Origin of the sequence: Variovorax sp. CAN15 (genome assembly GCF_030462475.1) — a bacterium.
Classification (GTDB): Bacteria; Pseudomonadota; Gammaproteobacteria; order Burkholderiales; family Burkholderiaceae_C; genus Variovorax.
The window spans coordinates 1-5,179 of sequence record NZ_JASMRZ010000150.1 but is presented as its reverse complement, the minus strand read 5'-3'; the positions used below and the strand labels follow the sequence as shown (position 1 = coordinate 5,179).

At 65.9% G+C, this 5,179-nt stretch carries 6 protein-coding genes; 2 read left to right on the top strand and 4 right to left on the bottom strand.

Features of this window, described 5'->3' with window-relative positions; translation table 11 throughout:
• Positions 1–34 precede the first annotated feature (34 nt).
• Together QMO14_RS32695 and QMO14_RS32690 are read left to right on the top strand one after the other, a co-directional pair.
• Complete coding sequence (locus QMO14_RS32695; protein ID WP_019654179.1) at positions 35–241, top strand: hypothetical protein; 207 nt, start codon at positions 35–37, stop codon at positions 239–241.
• Between the two features lie 62 nt (positions 242–303).
• Positions 304–498: a hypothetical protein gene (locus QMO14_RS32690; protein WP_301512275.1), complete on the top strand. Its 195-nt coding sequence runs from the start codon at positions 304–306 to the stop codon at positions 496–498.
• Positions 499–1,131: 633 nt separating this feature from the next.
• Here the strand turns inward: QMO14_RS32690 and asd are convergent.
• The 4 genes from asd to leuC all read right to left on the bottom strand — a co-directional run.
• The gene (gene asd, locus QMO14_RS32685) at positions 1,132–2,274 is read right to left on the bottom strand and encodes an aspartate-semialdehyde dehydrogenase (RefSeq protein ID WP_301512273.1); all 1,143 of its coding nucleotides are present in this window, start codon (positions 2,272–2,274) and stop codon (positions 1,132–1,134) included.
• Between the two features lie 89 nt (positions 2,275–2,363).
• Positions 2,364–3,452, bottom strand: a complete 1,089-nt coding sequence (gene leuB, locus QMO14_RS32680; RefSeq protein ID WP_301512272.1) for a 3-isopropylmalate dehydrogenase — start codon at positions 3,450–3,452, stop codon at positions 2,364–2,366.
• Positions 3,453–3,504: 52 nt separating this feature from the next.
• The gene (leuD, locus tag QMO14_RS32675; protein WP_301512271.1) at positions 3,505–4,161 is read right to left on the bottom strand and encodes a 3-isopropylmalate dehydratase small subunit; all 657 of its coding nucleotides are present in this window, start codon (positions 4,159–4,161) and stop codon (positions 3,505–3,507) included.
• 14 nt (positions 4,162–4,175) lie between these two features.
• Positions 4,176–5,179 (bottom strand): 3-isopropylmalate dehydratase large subunit (gene leuC, locus QMO14_RS32670; RefSeq protein WP_301512269.1); only part of this gene is annotated, 1,004 nt, incomplete at its 5' end.

Below are 5,179 nucleotides of genomic sequence, written 5' to 3'. Positions count from 1 at the left end.
CCCCGGTTTCCCAAACACTCCCAGGAGCACTTGCATGACCAAGACATTGGCGATCCTGCTGGCCGCATCGGCCATCCTGGCCGGCTGCGTGGTCGCACCCTACGACCGCCCGCCGCCGCCGCGCCCGCACTACGGCGACCGGGACCGCGACGGCGTGCCCAACCGCTACGACAGGGACCGTGACGGCGACGGCGTTCCGAACCGGTACGACCGCAATCCCAACAATCCGTACCGCAACTGATCCATAGCGCTGCGACGAAAAGAAAAGGCCGCGAAGCTCCGTGCTTCGCGGCCTTTTGCGTCTTGAAGGAAGGCTCGCTCAGCCCGGCCGGCGCGGCCGCGGCGGGCGCCGTTGCAGCAGGCGCGGGAGCGGGGGAGGGGGCCGCGGCCGCCACGGTCGGGCGCTCGCGGCGCGCACGAGCCACGGGTGCCGCGCGCTCGACGGGAGCGCTGATCTGGGGCGAAATGGGCGTGGCCTGCGTGCTGGCGGTGGCCTGACGCGTGGCCGGCGGATCGAGCAGCACGGTGTAGTCGCGCACGATACGGCCGGATGCGCCGTTGGCTTCGAGCAGCAGGTCGATGAACGGGTCGTTCAGCGGGCGGTTGCCGCTCAGTCGCACGACGTACTGGCCACCAGCGCGGCGCTGCAACGTTGCTTTGACATCGCTGAGCGCCGAGTTGTACGGCACGCCGGCATTCTTGAATGCCTCGGCCGTGGCGATGTTGATCTTCAGGCCGTCTGCCTCGTTGGCGGCGATTTCGGTGACCTCGATCTCGGCACGCAAGGGTTCGCCGAGAGCCGACTGCACCTTCAACTGGCCCAGCGTGAAGGCGCTGGCGTCGACGCTGGCGATGCCCATGGCTACGGCTGCGGCCGCGCCAAGGATGGAAAGGCGCCAACCGTTCGATGGAAGAGGTGGGCGAGCGGCCGATGGGCTGGCCGCAGGCAACAGATGTCTTGTCATGCTGATAGGGGGCGGCTCAGGCCCGAAATTTGTAAGAGGACGTTAGCACCATCACCGGGCACTGACAAGGCAATGCGCTTGTTCTACCCAGTGCGCGCATACTTACGCACACATCTCGCGTTGCTTGGAGGCAACAATACGTGTTTCAAAGCCTGAGCAGCCCGCATCAGGCTTCGAGCAGGATGCGCAGCATGCGGCGCAGCGGCTCCGCGGCACCCCACAGCAGCTGGTCGCCGATGGTGAAGGCGCCGACGTACTCCGGGCCCATCGCCAGCTTGCGGATGCGGCCGACCGGGATGTTCATGGTGCCCGTCACGGCCACCGGCGTCAGGTCCTTGACAGTGGCTTCGCGCGTGTTCGGCACGACCTTGGCCCAGGGGTTGTCGGCCGCGATCATCGCCTCGATGTCGGCCACCGGCACGTCCTTCCTGAGCTTGAATGTCAGGGCCTGGCTGTGGCAGCGCATCGCGCCGATGCGCACGCAGAAGCCGTCGACCGGCACGGCGGCGGTGCCGAAGCCCGCGCCCTGGCCGAGGATCTTGTTGGTCTCGGCACCGCCCTTCCATTCTTCCTTGGACATGCCGTCGCCCAGGTCCTTGTCGATCCAGGGGATCAGCGAGCCGCCCAGCGGCGCGCCGAAATTGGCCGTTTCAGCGGCGCTGAGCGTCTGCTGCTTGTGCAGCACCTTGCGGTCGATTTCGAGGATGGCCGACTTCGGGTCGTCCAGCAGAGCGCGCACTTCGGCGTTGAGGGTGCCGAACTGCGTCAGCAGCTCGCGCATGTGCTGCGCGCCGCCACCCGATGCGGCCTGGTAGGTCATGCTGGTCATCCACTCGACCAGGCCGGCCTTGTAGAGGGCGCCCACGCCCATGAGCATGCAGCTCACGGTGCAGTTGCCGCCGATCCAGTTCTTGCCGCCCTTGGCGAGCGCGTTCTCGATGACCGGCAGGTTGACCGGGTCGAGCACGATGATCGCGTCGTCCTTCATGCGCAGGGTAGAGGCGGCGTCGATCCAGTGGCCGTTCCAGCCGGCGGCGCGCAGCTTGGGGAACACCTCGCTGGTGTAGTCGCCGCCCTGGCAGGTGATGACGATGTCGCACTTCTTCAGTGCCTCGATGTCGTTCGCATCCTTCAGCGCGGTTTCGTTCTTGGCCATCGCCGGGGCCTTGCCGCCGGCGTTGGAGGTCGAGAAGAAGACCGGCTCGATGAGACCGAAGTCGCCTTCGGCCTGCATGCGGTCCATCAGGACCGAGCCGACCATGCCGCGCCAGCCCACGAGGCCGACCAGAGGTTGAGATGCGTTCGCCATTTCAGTTTGCCCTTATGAAAAAAAGAAAAGTTGTCTTTTTTGCGCCCGACTCGTCGAGCCGGGGAGGGGCGTGACGAAGCGGGCTGCGGTTAGCCGGTAATCGTCTTTTTGGTGATTGCTGCAACGACCGCGTCGCCCATCTCGCGGGTGCCGACGCGCTTGGTGCCTTCAGACCAGATGTCGCCCGTACGCAGCCCGGAGGCGAGCACGGCCTTGACCGCCGACTCGATACGGTCGGCAGCTTCGGGCTGGTTGAGGGAGAAGCGGAGCATCATGGCAGCGGACAGGATTGTAGCCAAAGGATTGGCAACCCCTTTGCCAGCAATGTCGGGCGCGCTGCCGTGGCTGGGCTCGTACAGGCCCTGGTTGCTCGAATTGAGCGATGCCGAGGGCAGCATGCCGATGGAGCCGGTGAGCATCGCGGCCTCGTCCGAGAGGATGTCGCCGAACATGTTTCCGGTGACCACCACGTCGAATTTCTTGGGCGCCTTCACGAGCTGCATGGCCGCGTTGTCGACCAGCATGTGGTCGAGTTCGACGTCCGGATATTCCTTCGCGATGTCGAGCATCACGTCTTTCCACAGCTGCGAGGTTTCCAGCACGTTGTTCTTGTCGACGCTGGTCACGCGCTTGCTGCGCTTGCGGGCGGCCTCGAAGGCCACGCGGGCAATGCGTTCGATCTCGGGGCGCGAATAGCGCATCGTGTCGAACGCCTCTTCGGCGCCCGGGAAGTGCCCGTCCGTCGCGACGCGGCGGCCGCGCGGCTGGCCGAAGTAGATGTCGCCGGTCAGCTCGCGGATGATGAGGATGTCCAGGCCCGCGATCAGTTCGGGCTTCAGGCTCGAGGCGCCCACCAGTTCCTCGTAGCAGATGGCCGGGCGGAAGTTGGCGAACAGGCCCAGGTTCTTGCGCAGCCCCAGGATGGCCTGCTCGGGACGCAGCGGGCGGTCGAGCTTGTCGTACTTCCAGTCGCCGACGGCGCCGAAGAGCACCGCGTCGGCTTCCTTCGCGAGCTTGAGCGTTGATTCGGGCAGCGGATGGCCGTGCGCCTCGTAGGCCGCGCCGCCGACCAGTGCCGATTCCATCTCGAACTTCAGGTCGAGCACGTCGAGCACCTTGACGGCTTCCGCCACGATTTCGGTGCCGATGCCGTCACCCGGGAGAACTGCGATTTTCATTTTGTCTTCTGTTGAGGGAATGAATGGGAGCGAGCGAACAGGCTCAGGCGGCTCAGCTGTTGGCCAGCATCGTATGCGCAAGCCACGGCTTCTGCGCCAGGCGCTCGGCCTCGAAGGCCTTGATCTTGTCCTTGTGGCGCAGCGTGAGGCCGATGTCGTCCAGTCCGTTGAGCAGGCAGTACTTGCGGAAGGCCTGCACGTCGAATGCGAACTCCTGCCCGTCGGGCTTCACCACCACCTGGCGCTCCAGGTCGATGGTCAGCGTGTAGCCGGGGAAGGCGAAGGTCTCGTCAAAGAGCTGCGCCACCTGCGACTCGGGCAGCACGATCGGCAGCAGGCCGTTCTTGAAGCTGTTGTTGAAGAAGATGTCGGCGTAGCTCGGCGCGATGATCGCGCGGAAACCGTACTGGTCGAGCGCCCACGGCGCATGTTCGCGCGACGAGCCGCAGCCGAAGTTCTGGCGCGCCAGCAGGATCGACGCGCCCGCGTAGCGCGGCTTGTTCAGCACGAAGTCGGGGTTCGGCTTGCGGCTGGCCGGATCCTGGCCGGGCAGGCCCGGGTCGAGGTAGCGCCACTCGTCGAACAGGTTCACGCCGAAGCCGGTCTTCTTGATCGATTTGAGGAACTGCTTGGGAATGATCGCGTCGGTGTCGACGTTTTCGCGGTCCATGGGAGCCACGAGGCCCTTGTGCACGGTGAATTTCTGCATGGGATGTCTCCAGATCAAGCGAAGGTGCGCACGTCGACGAAATGGCCGTGCACGGCGGCAGCGGCGGCCATGGCCGGGCTCACGAGGTGGGTGCGCCCGCCCGCGCCCTGGCGGCCTTCGAAGTTGCGGTTGCTGGTGGAGGCGCAGCGCTCGCCGGGCTCCAGGCGGTCGGCGTTCATCGCCAGGCACATCGAGCAGCCGGGCTCGCGCCATTCGAAGCCCGCGGCCTTGAAGATCTGGTCGAGCCCTTCGCGCTCGGCCTGTTCCTTCACCACGCCCGAGCCGGGCACGACCATCGCGAGCTTCACGTTCTTCGCGACCTTCTGGCCCAGCTTCTTGACCACGGCGGCGGCTTCGCGCATGTCTTCGATGCGGCTGTTGGTGCACGAGCCGATGAACACCTTGTCGATGAAGATGTCGTTCATGGCCTTGTTGGGCTCCAGGCCCATGTAGACCAGCGCGCGCTCGATGGCGCCGCGCTTGCTCGCGTCCTTTTCCTTGTCGGGATCGGGCACGCGGCCGTTGATCTCGACCACCATTTCGGGCGAGGTGCCCCAGGTCACCTGCGGCTGGATTTGCGCGGCGTCGAGCTCGACCACGGCATCGAACTTCGCGCCCGGGTCGGACTGCAGCGTCCGCCAGTACGTCACGGCCTGGTCCCATTCGACGCCGGTGGGCGCGAGCGGGCGGCCCTTCACGTAGCTGATGGTCTTCTCGTCGACCGCCACCAGCCCGGCGCGCGCGCCGGCCTCGATGGCCATGTTGCACACCGTCATGCGGCCTTCCATGCTCAGGTCGCGAATGGCCGAGCCCGCGAATTCGATGGTGTAGCCCGTACCGCCCGCCGTGCCGATCTTGCCGATGATGGCCAGCACGATGTCCTTGGCGGTACAGCCGAGCGGCAGCTTGCCATCGACCTTCACAAGCATGTTCTTGGCCTTCTTGCCCAGCAGCGTCTGCGTGGCCATGACGTGCTCGACCTCGCTGGTGCCGATGCCGTGCGCCAGCGCGCCGAAGG